The 12,899-nt window shown below is 61.7% G+C and carries 10 protein-coding genes; 6 read left to right on the forward strand and 4 right to left on the reverse strand.

From position 1 onward, the window contains the following. Positions 1–25 precede the first annotated feature (25 nt). Positions 26–3,511: a methionine synthase gene (gene metH, locus ACP8ML_RS06125; RefSeq protein WP_117189091.1), complete on the forward strand. Its 3,486-nt coding sequence runs from the start codon at positions 26–28 to the stop codon at positions 3,509–3,511. Between the two features lie 7 nt (positions 3,512–3,518). Then, the gene (locus ACP8ML_RS06130) at positions 3,519–5,141 is read left to right on the forward strand and encodes an HAD-IA family hydrolase (protein ID WP_117189093.1); all 1,623 of its coding nucleotides are present in this window, start codon (positions 3,519–3,521) and stop codon (positions 5,139–5,141) included. A gap of 114 nt (positions 5,142–5,255) precedes the next feature. Here the strand turns inward: ACP8ML_RS06130 and ACP8ML_RS06135 are convergent, their stop codons facing one another. From ACP8ML_RS06135 to ACP8ML_RS06150, 4 genes are read right to left on the reverse strand one after another with little or no spacing between them, the layout of a single operon-like run. Continuing rightward, positions 5,256–5,648 carry a DUF3054 domain-containing protein gene (locus tag ACP8ML_RS06135; protein ID WP_065672778.1) on the reverse strand — a complete coding sequence of 131 codons (393 nt, stop codon included), beginning with the start codon at positions 5,646–5,648 and terminating at the stop codon, positions 5,256–5,258. Beyond that, a complete protein-coding gene (locus ACP8ML_RS06140) occupies positions 5,645–7,831 on the reverse strand; it encodes a YhgE/Pip domain-containing protein (protein WP_117189096.1) in 2,187 nt (728 codons plus the stop codon). The genes ACP8ML_RS06135 and ACP8ML_RS06140 overlap by 4 nt, the downstream gene beginning before the upstream one ends. A 3-nt stretch (positions 7,832–7,834) precedes the next feature. Continuing rightward, entirely contained in the window at positions 7,835–8,743 is a 909-nt protein-coding gene (locus ACP8ML_RS06145) for an ATP-binding cassette domain-containing protein (RefSeq protein WP_117189098.1), read from the reverse strand. Next, complete coding sequence (locus ACP8ML_RS06150) at positions 8,743–9,363, reverse strand: TetR/AcrR family transcriptional regulator (RefSeq protein WP_036975990.1); 621 nt, start codon at positions 9,361–9,363, stop codon at positions 8,743–8,745. The genes ACP8ML_RS06145 and ACP8ML_RS06150 overlap by 1 nt, the downstream gene beginning before the upstream one ends. Before the next feature lie 143 nt (positions 9,364–9,506). Here ACP8ML_RS06150 and prcB point away from each other — a divergent pair, with 143 nt between their 5' ends. The 4 genes from prcB (at position 9,507) to cmk (ending at position 12,838) form a co-directional block, all read left to right on the forward strand. Then, entirely contained in the window at positions 9,507–10,346 is an 840-nt protein-coding gene (prcB, locus tag ACP8ML_RS06155; protein ID WP_065672781.1) for a proteasome subunit beta, read from the forward strand. Beyond that, positions 10,343–11,020 carry a proteasome subunit alpha gene (prcA, locus tag ACP8ML_RS06160; protein WP_065672782.1) on the forward strand — a complete coding sequence of 226 codons (678 nt, stop codon included), beginning with the start codon at positions 10,343–10,345 and terminating at the stop codon, positions 11,018–11,020. The genes prcB and prcA overlap by 4 nt, the downstream gene beginning before the upstream one ends. Continuing rightward, positions 10,941–12,104: a prephenate dehydrogenase gene (locus tag ACP8ML_RS06165; protein ID WP_260186314.1), complete on the forward strand. Its 1,164-nt coding sequence runs from the start codon at positions 10,941–10,943 to the stop codon at positions 12,102–12,104. The genes prcA and ACP8ML_RS06165 overlap by 80 nt, the downstream gene beginning before the upstream one ends. Before the next feature lie 62 nt (positions 12,105–12,166). Next, positions 12,167–12,838, forward strand: coding sequence for a (d)CMP kinase (gene cmk / locus ACP8ML_RS06170; RefSeq protein ID WP_081302575.1), 672 nt, complete (start codon positions 12,167–12,169; stop codon positions 12,836–12,838). Positions 12,839–12,899 lie beyond the last annotated feature (61 nt).

Below are 12,899 nucleotides of genomic sequence, written 5' to 3' on the forward strand. Positions count from 1 at the left end.
TAGCCTGACCCCTAGGCTGGAACCCATGACCCTTCGCACCGCTCTGTCCCGGCACGTTCTCGTCATTGATGGCGCCATGGGCACGATGCTGCAGAGCAGCGATCTCACGATGGATGACTTCCAGGGACTTGAGGGCTGCAACGAGATACTCAATGTCACCCGACCTGATGTCATCTCCGGCATTCATGACGTCTACCTGGATGCCGGGGCTGACATCATCGAGACCAACACCTTCGGCGTGAACTTGCCAGCCCTGACGGAGTACGGCATCGCTCCGCGTGCTGTCGAACTGGCATCTGCTGCCACGAAACTGGCTCGTGAGGCAGCTGACAAGCGTACGGACAAGCCGCATTACGTCGTTGGATCGATCGGTCCGGGAACCAAGCTGCCGACCCTTCGCCAGATTGGTTTCGCCGCCATCCGCGATGTCTACCAGCAGGTCATCGAGGCCATGATTGACGCGGGCGCCGACGGTGTCCAGATCGAGACCTGCCAGGACCTCTTGCAGGCTCGCGCCGCAATCATAGGCGCTCATCGTGCCGCCACCGCGCGCAAGGTCGACCTGCCTATTCTCGTCGACTTCACCGTCGAGACCACCGGAACCATGCTCATGGGGTCGGAGACCGGTGCAGCATTGACGGTGCTGGAATCTCTCGGCGTCGACGCCCTCGGCCTCAACTGCGCCACCGGACCCGCCGAGATGGCCGAGCACCTGCGTACCCTGTCCCGCGGAGCACAGGTACCGATCATGTGCATGCCGAACGCTGGCCTGCCCGAGATCACGGGGGAGGGGGCCCGTTATCCCCTCGGTCCTGACGATCTCGCCCCCGTTCTGGACGACTACGTTGATCGTTACGGCCTGTCGGTCGTCGGTGGCTGCTGCGGTACCACCCCTGACCACATCCGTGCCATTGCCGAGCGGGTTTCAGGTCGACCGGTTCCCGAGCGCGAGATTCACCACGCCGACGCCGTTGCCTCCCTGTACAACGACGTCCCGTTGAGCCAGGACACCGCCTATCTGGCCATTGGCGAGCGCACCAACGCCAACGGTTCCAAGGCCTTCCGTGAAGCGATGTTGGCCCAGAACTGGGATGAGTGTGTTGACATCGCCAGGGCCCAGACCCGCGACGGCGCCCACTTGCTCGACCTGTGCGTCGACTACGTCGGTCGCGATGGCGTGGCGGACATGTCCGAACTCAGCGCCCGACTGGCCACCTCCTGCACGCTGCCAATCATCCTTGACTCCACCGAGCCCGACGTCCTGGCTGCTGGTCTGGAGCATCTGCCCGGTCGCTGCATCATCAACTCGGTGAACTTCGAGGACGGGGACGGTCCTGGATCGCGCTACCAGCGCGTCATGCCGATGGTCGTCGAGAATGGGGCTGGAGTCGTCGCACTCACCATTGACGAGGAGGGCCAGGCACGCACTGCCGAGTGGAAGGTACGGGTGGCCTCTCGCCTCATCGATGATCTCGTCGACAACTGGGGCATGGACATCGGTGACATCCTCGTCGACTGCCTCACCTTCCCGATCGGCACTGGTCAGGAGGAGACCCGTCGCGACGGTCTGGAGACCATCAACGCCATCGCCGAGATTAAGAAGCGTTACCCGGGTGTGCGTACCACCCTCGGTGTCTCGAACATCTCCTTCGGCCTCAACCCGGCAGCCCGCATCGTCCTCAACTCGGTCTTCCTCCACGAGGCCGTCAAGGCCGGGCTGGACTCGGCCATCGTCCACACCGCGAAGATCCTGCCGATCGATCGCATTCCGGAGGAACAGCGCGAGGTCGCCCTCGACCTCGTCCACGACCGGCGTCATGACGGTTATGACCCGCTCAGTCGCTTCCTGGAACTCTTCGAGGGAGTGACGGCTGCCTCGATGCGTGCCGAGCGCGAGGCCGAGCTGGCCGCCATGCCGCTGTTCGAGCGCCTCAAGCAGCGCATCATCGACGGCAATGCCAAGGGCCTGGAGGATGACCTCGACGAGGCCATGGAGTCTAAGACTGCTCTCGACATCGTGAACGAGGATCTGCTGGCCGGTATGCAGGTGGTTGGCGACCTCTTCGGGTCGGGCAAGATGCAGCTTCCCTTCGTGCTGCAGTCCGCGGAGGTCATGAAGGTGGCAGTCGCTCACCTCGAGCCTCACATGGACAAGTCGGACACCTCCGGCAAGGGCACCCTGGTGCTCGCCACGGTCAAGGGTGACGTCCACGACATCGGCAAGAACCTCGTCGACATCATCGTCTCCAACAACGGCTATCACGTCGTCAATTTGGGCATCAAGCAGCCGGTGACGGCGATCATCGAGGCCGCCGAGACCTATCGGGCTGACGTCATCGGCATGTCTGGTCTGCTGGTGAAGTCGACGATGGTCATGAAGGACAACCTGCTCGAGTTGAACCAGGCCGGACTGGCCTCCAAGTACCCAGTCATGCTCGGTGGTGCGGCCCTGACGAGGACATTCGTCGAGGAGGACCTCAACGACCTGTTCGAGGGCGAGGTGCGCTACGCAAGGGACGCCTTCGAGGGACTTCGCCTCATGGATTCCGTGATGGCCGTCAAGAAGGGGGTTCCGGGAGCTGAACTCCCGAAGCCTCGACGTCGTCGTATCAAGGTCAAACAGGTCACTGTTGAGACCGACGACATGACTTCTGATGACGATGCCCCGCGCGCCGATGTGGCCCGACCCGTTCCAGGGTCGGTCGAGATCCCGACCCCGCCGTTCTGGGGTTCGAGAGTCTCGACGGGTATTCCGTTGGCCGACGTGCTGGTCTGGCTCGACGAGCGCGCCACCTTCATGGGCCGGTGGGGGCTCAAGGGTTCGCGCAGCGACGGTTCCTGGGATCGCATGGTCAATGAGGTGGCTCGGCCGCGTTTGCGGCTTCTCCTGGACCGCATCCGGCAGGAGAATCTGGCCCAGTTCGGCGTGGCCGATGGCTACTGGCCGTGCTTCTCCCAGGGGCACGACCTCATCGTCCTGGACCCCGAGGACACCTCGAAGGAGGTCACCCGGTTCACCTTCCCACGCCAAAGTAGTGGTCGGAAGCTCTGCCTGGCTGACTTCTTTCGCGACGCCGACGAGGCCGGCGAGTACGGCCCGGACGTCATTGGTTTCCAGCTGGTGACGATGGGAAAGGCGGTCTCGGCTGCCACCCAACGACTCTTCGAGGCCAATTCCTACCGGGAGTACCTCGAGTTGCACGGGCTGTCCGTCCAGTTGACCGAAGCTCTCGCCGAGATGTGGCACGCCCGTGTGCGTCATGAATTGAGGATTGACGACGACAGTACCTCTGTCACCGATGCCATCGACCATCAGACCTACCGGGGCTGCCGGTACAGTTTCGGGTACGCCGCCTGCCCGAACCTCGAGGACAGGGCCAAGGTGGTGAAACTGCTCAACCCGGCGAGGATCGGTGTGGAGCTGTCGGAGGAGTTTCAACTCCATCCAGAACAGTCCACCGACGCCTTCGTCGTCCATCATCCGGAGGCCAACTATTTCAACGCCAAGTGAGACGTCCTTGCACACCTCGACTGCCGACCGTTTTGCGGCGGTGTTGTGGGACTTTGACGGGACCCTCGTCGATACAGAACCTCGCTGGGTCGAGGCAGAACTGGCGATTCTGTCCTCCCACGGAATCATGTGGGAGTCCGAAAAGGCCAGTAGCTTCACTGGCGGACCGATGACCGATGTCTGCGAGGCGATGGCCGGAGAGATTGGGGAATCGGCAACCACCGAGGATGTGCGGCACCAGCTCATCACGATGGTCTCGACCTTCAACCGGGAACGAGAGGTGCCGTGGCGTCCGGGTGTGCTGGACCTGCTGACAGAGATCCGTGAGGCCGGTGTCCCCATGGCGATCGTGACGGGATCGGCGCACGCTGTCGTCGAGCCGGTGCTTGAGGCCATCCATGACCGTATCGGCAACTCCTTTGACACCGTTGTGACCTTCGACGACGTCACCCCGGGGACGGCCAAACCGGCGCCAGATCCGTACTTGTTGGCTGCCGAAAGGCTTGGCGTCGACATCGCCGACTGTCTGGCGATCGAGGATTCCCCCAAGGGGACTACCTCAGCGACGACCGCTGGGGCCGCGGTGCTCACCGTTGACGGGCTGGCCGAGGCCGGTCCTGGACCTCGCCGGGTTCATCGCCCGGACCTGTCCGGTCTGTCACTGGCTGATCTCGTCAGCCTGTGGCACCTTGCCGACGAGCCTGCTGCTCCGGTGGCCAATGGCGGCGGGGGAGTCCTGCGTGCTGGGGAGCGGATCACCCTCACTGATCCCAAGGGGCGCAAACACTCGATCGTCCTGCAGTCGGGTGGCATCTTCCACACCACGAAGGGGGCAGTGCGCCACGACGACCTCATCGGCGGGCCTCAGGGAGTCGTCGTCACCTCCGTCGGCGGCTTGCAGTTCCTGGCCATGCGACCGATTCTCAGCGAGTTCACCGTCTCCATGCCGCGTGAGGCCGCGATCATCTACCCCAAGGAGGCGGCCCAGATCACGATGTGGGCCGACATCTTCCCCGGGGCGCGCGTGCTGGAGGCTGGAGTCGGGTCCGGCGGCCTGTCGATCCCATTGCTGCGCGCCATTGGGCCGAACGGACGCCTGCATTCCTATGAGAGGCGGCAGGAGTTCGCTGACGTCGCCCACAAGAACGTCGAGTCCTTCTATGGTGAGGTGCCGTCCACCTGGGACCTCAAGGTCTCCGATCTGGTGACGGGCATTACGTCCGAGCCGATCGACCGCGCCATCCTCGACATGCTTGCCCCATGGGAGTGCGTCGAGACGGTTGGCAAGGTCTTGGTTCCGGGCGGCGTGCTGTGCTGCTATGTCGCCACCACGACCCAGATGGGTCGGGTGATGGACACTCTTCGTGCCGATGGTGGGTGGACGGAGCCGCAGGCCACCGAGACGACGACCCGGGACTGGCACGCTGAAGGCTTGGCCATCCGTCCGGCTCACGGGTCGACGGGCCACACCGGCTTCCTCGTCATTTCACGTCGGCTTGCTCCTGGTGTGACGGCGCCCGTGCGTAAGCGTCGCCCTGCTCCGGGCGCTTACGGGCCTGACTATCACGGACCTCGTCCACGCAACATCACCGAGCACGATCAGTGGCGGTTGCCGAAGGAGGAGAAGTGATGGTTGGGGTCGCATGACCACGTTGTGGCTGTGCCGCTGACGCGTTCAACCGCACGGTTTCATCAACAACCACAGAAGAGGGCCGGCGGGGTTCACTCGCCGGCCCTCTTGCCGTCACACCTGCCGTTTCCTGCGACGCGCCGTCCTGATGCCGATCATCACGGCGCGCCACCCGATGAGGGTGAGAGCCAGGAAGCTTGCCGCCACGATGATGAAGGCGACTGCCACCCCCTGATCGGTGAAGTAGCGAACCACCATTCCCACGAGGAGGGTGGACGCCCACAGAACCAGTCCAGCCAGCCAGCGCTGTGCCGGGATACGGGCCGTCACGACGATGACCCAACCGACGGCAAGTCCCAGCACGAACGGAGTGCCGGTTCGTAGCAGGCCGCCGGGGGAGAGGGCCTCCCCGTGACTGGCGCGTCCAATCGTTGCGAACAGGATTACGCAGATGATGTCGGCGACGAGAGCTCGTCGTACCGAGGGCGATGCCAGCTCGTCATTCATCGCGGCCTCACGGAGAAGGCGAAGTCGGCCGTGGAGGTCGATGTGATCATCGGCGGGTGCAGGTCACGCATACGGAACAGCTTGTGGCGATGGACAAGGGCCAAGGTGATGATCGTCGAGATGATGAGGATGCCACCCTCGACGGCGAATCCAAGCGCCATCGTCGACATCGGTCCACCTGAGATGAGGACGCGGAAGGCGTCGACGGAGTACTTCATCGGCATGACGACAGCCAGTTTCTGATAGACCGGCGGCAGCATCGTGACAGGGAAGGTTCCACCACATGTGGGCAGCTGGAGCACCAGGAGGATGAGGAAGATGGCTGTCTGTGGCGAGCCGAAGATGAGTCTCATCCAGAAGGCCAGCATCATCCATGACAGTGATGTCAATGTCACAAAACCTATGAAGTACCAGGGATGGACCGGGTCGAGTCCCAAGGTCAACCAGACGCCGAAGGCCATGATGTACGCACCAACCAAGGCGATCACCGCCAGCGGGCCGAAACCGACGAGCGCGATCGACAGGGCGTTGGCCCGACCAGTCATGGCACGACCGGAGAAGGTACGCACGACGAGGAAGGTTGAGATGCAGGCGATCCACATGGCGATGGAGAAGAACATCGGCGCGAGGCCACGTCCGTAGTACTTCGCGGAGTGAAGGATGGTCTGCTCGACGTCGACTGGGGAACTCATGACATCGGCCAGATTGGTGCGCTGATCATCCGTCATGCCGGGAATCTGCTTGGCACCGGTATCGAGGCCTTGATGGAGCTTTGTCGCTCCCTTGGACAGAGCGTCAGCACCCGCCTTGAGCTGTCCCAGACCATTGCTCAACTGCATGACGCCAGAGGCAATTTCCGGAGCTTTCGCGGTGAAGTCGCGGCCGGCGTCGGTGGCGTTGTTGACAGCCTTGTTGAGATCCTTCGCAGCCGAATCAGCGTTGTCCATGGCACCGTTGATCGTCTCAAGGCCATTGTTGACCTGCTGAGCATCCTTGTTGAGACGATTCAGCGAGGCCTTGGCATTGTCGGCCAGGGTGTCAGCATTCTGCTGGTTGAGGCTCAGATTGAGACCGGCCGAGATATTTGCGACCGCCGCAATATTGGACGACACGGTTGTCGTTGAACTTGCGGCGCCATTTATTTGCTTGGTCAATGCGATGTAGTCAGGATCATCGGCAAGTTCAGGATGTTTGGCAGCAAGAGCCGATGCTTTGTTCGCCGCCCCGGTCACATCGTGCTGAATCTTGACGACAGAATTTCCGTTGGGATTCTGCAACGTCGCCGTCGCGGAGACGAGGTTACCGGACTGTTTCTGTAAAGCAGGAAGGTTCTTGGTCACATTGTTGATGAGCGGAATCATTGCAGAATTGACGGCCTGGGCATCGGCCATGACGCTTTGTGCGGCGCCGGTGATGGCTTGGGCGCCCACCCTGGTCTGGCCTACTGCCATCGACGTCTTGGCCGCTGCCGAATCGGCGTTCGCCAGTGCGGAATTCACCTTGTTAACGGTTGCGGTGGAGTCGCCAACGGCCTTGGTTGCCCCCAGGACCTTGGTGTTCATCTCATTGACGCCGGCGTCAAGGGTTTTCATGCCGGAGTCGAGTGTTGCTGAACCCTCGGACGCTTTCGTCAATGAGTCCTTGATGACCCCCAGGTTGACGAAGAGTGCATTGAAGTAGGTCTCGGACACACTTTGGTCCAAGGCCTGCTCAAGGGCTGTCTGAACCTGTGAGGTCAACAGACCGATGATGAATCCGTTTGCGTCGTCGCGGTGGAGCTTGAGTGTCGCCCGAGCCGGCTTGAAGTCACCGGCAGACACGATGCTCGTCGAGAAGTTCTCGGGTACCTCGATGACCATGAAGTACTCGGCGTCACGAAGACCCTGATAGGCCTTGTCCTCATCGGTTCCGAGGAACTGCCAGTCGAATCGTGGGTTCTTCTTCAGCGTTTCCTGGAATTCCTTGCCACCTTCGACGGTCCGACCATCAAACGTGGCCGGCTTGTCATGATTGACGATCGCAATCTTCACCTTGTCGGTATTGGAATAAAGATCCCAGTTGGCGTGAAGATAAATACCACCGTACAGCAGCGGAATAATGAGAATGAAGATGAGGCCGAGCTTGGAGCGTCCTTTGAAACGCCGAAACTCGAACTGTACGAGTCTGATGAATCGAGTCAGCATGCGTTATCTCCGGGGGCAGTCATCGGTATGGGCATTTTCCGTCGGAGTGTTGTATTCGGTTTCTTCGTCGGGCGCGGAATCGGTCTTGGTGTCGACCTCAGGTTCGATGTTTTCTTCCTCTCCTTCGAGAGGAATCTGTGTCACCTCTGGGGCTTCCGGGTCGCGAGAATTACCGTCGACATCCTTGTTGCCATGAATGTCCTTGACCGCATGGGCACGGTTGTGGGCCGGCAGTTCGACGTCGAGGGATCCGGGCGGCGCCATGTCGTCGTCCACTGTCGCGGCGATGATGGTCGAGTCGTCGAGCTCGGTGAGCTTTGAGAAGATCTCGAACAACAATCTCTGCTGGTTGTGGGGAACCATGACATCGGCATCGTCAATGACGACTACCTTCGTCTCCCTCAGCATGGCGAGAGCCACCGACGTCACGGCACGCTCAATGGCTTCGAGCTGCTCGAACTCGCAGGAACGGTCAATACGGAAACCGACGATTTCCTCGATCTGACGCACCCTGCTCTCGGCTGTCTTGAGGTTGACAGCATCGAGGTGGCATCGCTCGGCGACTGATTCATTGAGGGTCAGGCGATCCTCTGGGACGACGTAATCGGCGATACGGGCCACGGACGTGCGATGAATGGCGCGGTAGGGCTCGGCCATCGCATCAATGCCGTCGATGATGAGGGTTCCGCGTGTTCTGCGGAACCGTCCGGAGAGGGCCAGCAGCAGGGCGGACTTTCCGGCGCCGGCGGGGCCATGGATGACGGCTAGCTGACGCGGCGCGAGGTCCATGTCGAGAGGCCCGAAGATCATTCCTTGCCGCCCCTGGGCGTTCAAGTCGCGGGCGTGGAGCACCACTCCCGAGGCGTCCTCAAGAGCCTGGGTGTCGACCGGAGGACGTTTCGAGAAACGCATCACTGGAGAAACCCCCTGATTGAACGTTCGATGACATCGGTTATGACCTGCTGGTCGATGACTGCACTGGCCACCGAGAATTCCAGGGCAAGCACGTTGACCAGACTGAGGACCACTACCGCGAGGCTGCGTGGGTTGGCATCCTCCGCGGACTTGACGCGGTCGAGTACACAGTACTGGGTCGTCAAATCGACCAGTTGAGCGATCCGCTGTTTCTGCAGTTTTGTGTAGGCCTCGGCGATCTCCTCGTCGTGGCGGGCCAGAGCGCGGAATTCCGCGAGAATGACCTGCCACGGAGCATCTTCCAGGAGGATCTCCGTGAGCTTCTCGCTGATCTGCCTCATGACCTCGTCGGGGTTGCCACCGCTCGAAAAGATGGGGGAGAGGGCATCGACGACATCCCTCTCGCCACTGGCAAGCCTTTCGGTGCACACCTGTCCGAAGAGGTCGGGCTTGGACCCGAAATTGGAGTACACGGCCCCTTTGGTGAATCCGGCATCCGATGCGATGCGACGCAGACTCGCGCCGGCATAGCCGTCCCGTTCGAAATTTTCGGTGGCAGCGACGAGTATGCGATTTTTGACCTCGTCGCGATGAGGCCTTTCCACTGCGGTAGGCATCACAGGTTGTCGTCCTTCGGAAGAGCAAGGGGATCGTAGGCAGTACCACTGGTATCGAATACCGATGGTATCCGCATCGGGGTCTGTACCCAAATCGGTCGGCTAGGCTGGAAATCCCGAGTGCATCCGTGACGAGGAGGGTCATGCCACTGTCGCTGTCCGATCTCGATGAGGATTACCTCACATCGAGTTCAACCACCGATTCGTTTGCACTGTTCCTGAGGCGTGTGGCCCCTGAGCTGCTGCCTCCGACGACGGTGGACACCAGTGTTCCTGAGTTGTCGAGGCACGGCAGAACGGTGCTGGCCATCCGTTGCAGCGGGGGCGTGATAGCCGCCGCCGATCTCGGATCGGCGATGACGCGGCACCCAGATCAGCGAGATATTGACCGAATCCTCGGTACCGATGATCGCTGTGTGATCGGAATTGCAGGCGCAGCGGGTCTCGCGGGGGAAATGATTCGTCTCTTCCAGGCCGAGGTTGATCACCTCGAGAAGATCCAGGGGCAACGGATCAGCATGGACGGTCGAGCCGCGAGGTTGTCGAGTCTAGTGCGCTCGAACGGCACAATGATGGCTCAGGGGATGGCTGTGACGCCGTTGTTGGCCGGGTGGGATGACCTCGCTCACCGCGGACGCATCTTTTCCTATGACGGAACGGGTGGACGCACCGAGAAGCACGCCCACGCCTGCGTCGGGTCCGGGACTCTGTTCGCCACCGATGTCCTCGATGACGGTTACCGCCCCGGGATGGATCGCGACGAAGCCATCATGCTCGCGATTCGCGCCCTGCACACCGCCATCAGTGACAGCACCACTTCGGCGCTGTCGGGACCTGATCTGTCTCGTGGTCTGTACCCGACCGTTGCCCATGCCGATTCCACCGGTGTCACGCGGATTCCCACCGAGGAAGTCGCGGTGTTGGCGAAGCGGGTCGTCGACGAGATCACTGCCGAGGCGGAGCACGAGGAGGTCCAGTCATGACGATTCCTGCCTACGTTCCACCGAGTCAGTGGGTGGCCGACCGGGCCAGTTTCGTGTCTGATTCGATCCGTGATGGAGGCGACGGCGTCATTGTCGCTCGTTGCGCGGAGGGCATTGCGTTGGTTGCCCGTCAGCGTGGTGCAGATCTTCCCAGGGGTATGAGGTCGATCTCCGAGATCCATGATCGGCTCGCCTTTGCCGCGGTCGGGATCTTCCATGAGGCCGAGGACCTGCGGGTGGCGGGCATCCGTTTCGCCGACCTTCGTGCCTACGCCTATGACCGACTCGACGTCACGGGACGCAGCTTGGCGAGCATGTATTCCCGCATTATCGGCAAGGTCTTTACCTGCCCTGATATCAAGCCCTATCAGGTCCAGGTGACGGTGGCAGAGCTCGGCCTCGTCCCTTCCGAGGATCGCTTATACACCATTGACTTCGACGGGACCGTGCGTGCCAGCACTGATCCCGTTCTCATGGGAGTGGCTTCTGAGAAGTCTTTCGACCTGCCGGACCATGTGTCGGTGTCTGAGGTCGTTCGGGCTTCGATGAGCGTTCTTGACGCCGAACCAGAGAGCATCGAAGTGGGACTACTCGATCGCCACGCCTCGACCCGACGTCATTTCCGCCGTCTCGACGCTGCCACCGTGCTGGAGGCTGACAGTGACGAGTCCTGAGGACGTTGCACTGGCCTTGAGGGGTCCCATTCTCGTCGTCGGTGCAGGACTCATCGGTGCGTCAGTCGGGAAAGCCCTCGTCGCCGCGGGGGCTGACGTCCACCTGTGGGACATCGATCGCGGCAACGCCTTGGTGGCGGCCGGACGTGGCGCAGGCCAGCTGGACGGCCTCGACGACGATGCGTATCGGGTCGTCGTGGTGGCAACCCCACCCTCCGCAGTCGCCTCGACCATCGTCGAGCGCCTCAACCGTCATCCCCACGCCGTCGTCACGGACACCGCGTCGGTCAAGGGAGCGGTGCTCGCCGAACTCATCGACTTGGCAGCTGGTCGAGATGTCGATGTCACCAGGTATGTCGGCTCACACCCCATGGCTGGCACTCAGTACACAGGCCCATTGACAGCTTCCGACGAACTGTTCGTCGACCGCACCTGGGTGGTGACTCCCCGTACTGACAACCGGCATGATGACGTCGAGCAGGTCATTGCTCTGGCCAGGACGTGCGGCGCTCGTGTGGTGAGCATGGATGCTGACGAGCACGACCGAGCCGTCGCCGAGGTGTCCCACCTTCCTCACCTCATGAGCATCCTCACGGCGGCCAATCTGCGACATGCTCGTCCTCAACATCTCAGGCTGGCAGGATCGGGGATCCGTGACATCACGCGAGTGGCTCGTTCCCAGACCACCATGTGGCGTCAGATCCTCAACTCCAATCGCACTGAGGTTCGTCGTCAGCTGGAAGCCATTCGTGACGATCTTGACGACCTGCTGTCTCGTCTGGACGACCCGGACCGTCTGGAGGAATTCCTGGGCGTCGGGCAGTCGGGGGCACGCAAGATCACCGGTAAGCATGGCCACCAGATGATGGAGATCAGCGTCGTCGTCGTCGAGATTCCCGATGCGCCTGGTGGCCTGGCCAGGTTGTTTGCTGATGTCGAGGCTGCTGGGGTCAATGTCGAGGACCTGTCGGTGGAGCATGATCCGGCTCGTGAGGTTGGTTTCCTGTCCATCGATGTCGCCCCGGATCGTGCGGAGCAGTTGAGGGCCTCAATGCGCGATCATGGCTGGTCGGTGCGTTCCTGACCCTTGTCGGTGGATGCCGATAGTCTCGCCTGGTCGGATCGTCATCGAAAGGCAGGCAGAACGTGTCACCCTCACCTCTTGTCATCGCCATTGACGGGCCCAGCGGGTCCGGTAAGTCGTCGACCTCTCGCGGGGTTGCCAATCGACTCGACGTGGCCCATCTGGACACCGGATCGATGTATCGCGCGGTGGCCTGTCGTGTTGCCCATCTTGGAATTGATCCGAAGGCCAATCCGCTCGACGCCATCGAGGTGGCTCGTACCTGCCGGTTGGACATTGACACCTCTGCCAACCACGACCTCGTCGTCATCGACGGTGACGATGTCACCGAGGAGATCCGGTATCCGGAGACCAGTGCCACGGTGTCTGCGGTTGCGACCATTCAGCCTGTTCGAGACGCCCTCACCGCTCGCATGCGCCAGATCGCGGCCAACTGCGGACGCATCGTCATGGAAGGTCGCGACATCACCACGGTTGTGTGCCCCGACGCCCAGGTGAGAGTGCTCCTGGTCGCCGATCCTGCCGTTCGCATCGCGCGTCGTCAGGCTGAGTTGGGGGAGAAGGTCGACATGGAACAGGTCATCGACTCGATCGTGCGTCGTGACCGTGACGACTCGACGGTGTCCACCTTTGAGCAGCCCGCTGAAGGGGTGACCTTGGTCGACTCCACCCATCTCGATCTGGAGCAGGTCATCGACGCCGTCATCGGCCTGGTTCCTCAGTCGCTGCGCTGAACGATATTCCCACGGGCGCGAGTGCGTGTACCGTGGTTCAGTCCCCTAGCAGGAGTGTGCC

The organism is Cutibacterium sp. LaCa_255 (assembly GCF_057458005.1).

Excerpts from the sequence above, each read along its gene's own strand:
- ACP8ML_RS06135 (WP_065672778.1), bottom strand. The coding sequence starts at position 5,648 with ATGAATGACGAGCTGGCATCGCCCTCGGTACGACGAGCTCTCGTCGCC.
- prcA (WP_065672782.1), top strand. The coding sequence starts at position 10,343 with ATGACGATTCCTGCCTACGTTCCACCGAGTCAGTGGGTGGCCGACCGG.
- ACP8ML_RS06145 (WP_117189098.1), bottom strand. The coding sequence starts at position 8,743 with ATGCGTTTCTCGAAACGTCCTCCGGTCGACACCCAGGCTCTTGAGGAC.
- prcB (WP_065672781.1), top strand. The coding sequence starts at position 9,507 with ATGCCACTGTCGCTGTCCGATCTCGATGAGGATTACCTCACATCGAGT.
- ACP8ML_RS06140 (WP_117189096.1), bottom strand. The coding sequence starts at position 7,831 with ATGCTGACTCGATTCATCAGACTCGTACAGTTCGAGTTTCGGCGTTTC.
- metH (WP_117189091.1), top strand. The coding sequence starts at position 26 with ATGACCCTTCGCACCGCTCTGTCCCGGCACGTTCTCGTCATTGATGGC.
- ACP8ML_RS06150 (WP_036975990.1), bottom strand. The coding sequence starts at position 9,363 with ATGCCTACCGCAGTGGAAAGGCCTCATCGCGACGAGGTCAAAAATCGC.